General features: G+C 69.1%; 2 protein-coding genes. One reads left to right on the top strand and one right to left on the bottom strand.

Features of this window, described 5'->3' with window-relative positions:
• Nucleotides 1–233, bottom strand: a 233-nt coding sequence (locus CCN56_RS39125; protein WP_179200153.1) for a hypothetical protein, incomplete at its 3' end; no start/stop codon positions are given.
• A 138-nt stretch (nucleotides 234–371) separates the two neighbouring features.
• Between CCN56_RS39125 and CCN56_RS39130 the strand changes: the two genes are divergently transcribed.
• The coding region (locus CCN56_RS39130) for a valine--tRNA ligase (RefSeq protein ID WP_086832371.1) at nucleotides 372–2,740 on the top strand (2,369 nt) is incomplete at its 3' end.

Here is a 2,740-nt window from a genome sequence, read left to right on the forward strand (position 1 = left end):
AAGAAGTCCAAGGCGGGCTGCTGGGGGTATCCCGGCTGCTGCTGCGGGTAGCCGTACGGGGCCTGCTGCGGCGGGACGCCCTGCGGGGCCTGCTGGGGGTATCCATAACCAGGCTGCGGAGCCTGCGGCTGGCCGTAGGGGCCGGGCTGCTGCGGCTGCTGGCCGTACGGGCCCGGCTGGCCGTAAGGACCGGGCTGCTGGCCGCCGTACGGGCCCGGCTGGTTGTAGCTCATCGACAGGTTCCCCTCACAGGATGTTTATGTCTGCCGGACATCCTGGCGGAACCGCCGTCCCGGACGCGCGGCGGGGGCCACACCGTTACCGAACCAAAGCGTTTCAGGACAGTGGCGGGACACGCCTAAACTGCCCCCGTGACCGAGAACACTCAGCAGCAGACAGCAGCCACCACCGAATTGCCGACCACCTACGCGCCGGCCGAGGTAGAGGGGCCGCTGTACGAGCGCTGGGTGGAGCGCGGGTACTTCGAGGCGGACGCGAAGTCCGAGAAGCCGCCGTACACCATCGTCATCCCGCCGCCGAACGTCACCGGCTCCCTCCACCTCGGCCACGCCTTCCAGCACACGCTGATGGACGCCCTGGTCCGCCGCAAGCGCATGCAGGGCTTCGAGGCCCTGTGGCTGCCCGGCATGGACCACGCCGGCATCGCCACCCAGAACAAGGTCGAGCAGCAGCTCGCCGAGGAGGGCAAGTCCCGCCACGACCTGGGCCGCGAGGAGTTCGTCGAGCGCGTCTGGCAGTGGAAGGAGGAGTACGGCGGCCGGATCCTCGGCCAGATGCGCCGGCTCGGCGACGGCGTCGACTGGAGCCGTGAGCGCTTCACCATGGACGAGGGCCTGTCCCGTGCCGTCCAGACCATCTTCAAGAAGCTCTACGACGACGAGCTGATCTACCGCGCCGAGCGCATCATCAACTGGTGCCCGCGCTGCCTCACCGCGCTCTCCGACATCGAGGTCGAGTACCAGGACGACGCCGGCGAGCTCGTCTCCATCCGGTACGGCGAGGGCGAGGACAGCCTCGTCGTCGCGACGACCCGCGCCGAGACGATGCTCGGCGACACCGCCGTCGCCGTCCACCCGGACGACGAGCGCTACAAGCACCTGGTCGGCAAGCAGATCAAGCTGCCGCTGACCGACCGTACGATCCCGGTCGTCGCCGACACCCACGTCGACCCGGAGTTCGGCACCGGCGCCGTCAAGGTGACCCCGGCGCACGACCCGAACGACTTCGAGATCGGCCGCCGCCACGACCTGCCGTCCCTCACCGTGATGGACGAGCACGGCGTCATCACCGTCCACGGCCCCTTCCTCGGCCTGGACCGCTTCGAGGCCCGCTCGGCGATCGTCGGCGCGCTCAGGGAGCAGGGCCGGATCGTCGCCGAGAAGCGCCCGTACATGCACGCGGTGGGCCACTGCTCGCGCTGCAAGACGACGGTCGAGCCGCGCCTGTCGATGCAGTGGTGGGTCAAGGTCGGCCCGCTCGCCAAGGAGGCCGGCGACGCCGTCCGCGACGGCCGGGTGAAGATCCACCCCGAGGACATGTCGAGGCGCTACTTCGACTGGGTCGACAACATGCACGACTGGTGCATCTCGCGCCAGCTGTGGTGGGGCCACCGCATCCCGATCTGGTACGGCCCCGAGGGCCAGGTCGTCTGCGTCGGACCCGACGACGAGGTCCCGACCGGCGAGGGCTGGACCCAGGACCCCGACGTCCTGGACACCTGGTTCTCGTCCGGCCTGTGGCCGTTCTCCACGCTCGGCTGGCCGGAGAAGACCCCGGACCTGGAGAAGTTCTACTCGACCGACGTCCTGCTCACCGGCCACGACATCATCTTCTTCTGGGTCGCCCGGATGATGATGTTCGGCCTGTACGCGATGGACGGCGAGGTCCCGTTCACGACGATCGCGCTGACCGGTCTCGTCCGCGACGAGTTCGGCAAGAAGATGTCGAAGTCCAACCCGAACGCGGTCGACCCGCTGGACTGGATGGACAAGTACGGCTCCGACGCCGTCCGCTTCACCCTGGCCAAGGGCGCCACCCCGGGCGCCGACGTGCCGATCGGCGAGGACTGGGTCCAGGCGTCCCGGAACTTCGCCAACAAGATCTGGAACGCGACCCGTTTCGCGATGATGAACGGCGCGAACATCGAGGGTCCGCTGCCGGACGCCTCCGCGATGTCGGCGACCGACCGCTGGATCCTGTCCCGCCTGAACGAGACGGTCGCTCAGGTCGACGCGTACTACGAGGACTTCCAGTTCGCCAAGCTGAGCGAGTCGCTCTACCACTTCGCGTGGGACGAGGTCTTCGCCTGGTACGTCGAGCTGTCGAAGACCACGTTCTTCGCGGGCGGCGAGGGCGCCAAGGTCTCCGGCCGGGTCCTCGGCGAGGTCCTGGACGTCATGCTGCGACTCCTGCACCCGATCGTCCCGTTCGTCACGGACACCCTGTGGACGACGCTGACCGGCGGCGAGTCCCTCGTCATCGCCGACTGGCCGAAGGCTGTGTTCGTTCCTGGTGCCGACGCACCGGGCGGCTTCCGCGACGAGGCCGCCCAGAAGGAGATCGAGCTCGTCCAGCGGGTCGTCACCGAGGTCCGCCGCTTCCGCAAGGAGCAGGGCCTCCAGGACGCCCAGAAGGTGCCCGCCCGCCTCACGCTGACCGGCACCCCGCTCGTCGCGCACGAGGCCGCCATCCGCCAGATCCTGCGCCTCCAGCCGGAGGG

It is taken from the genome of Streptomyces sp. NRRL B-24572, from assembly GCF_002156145.1.
Classification (GTDB): domain Bacteria; phylum Actinomycetota; class Actinomycetes; order Streptomycetales; family Streptomycetaceae; genus Streptomyces; species Streptomyces vietnamensis.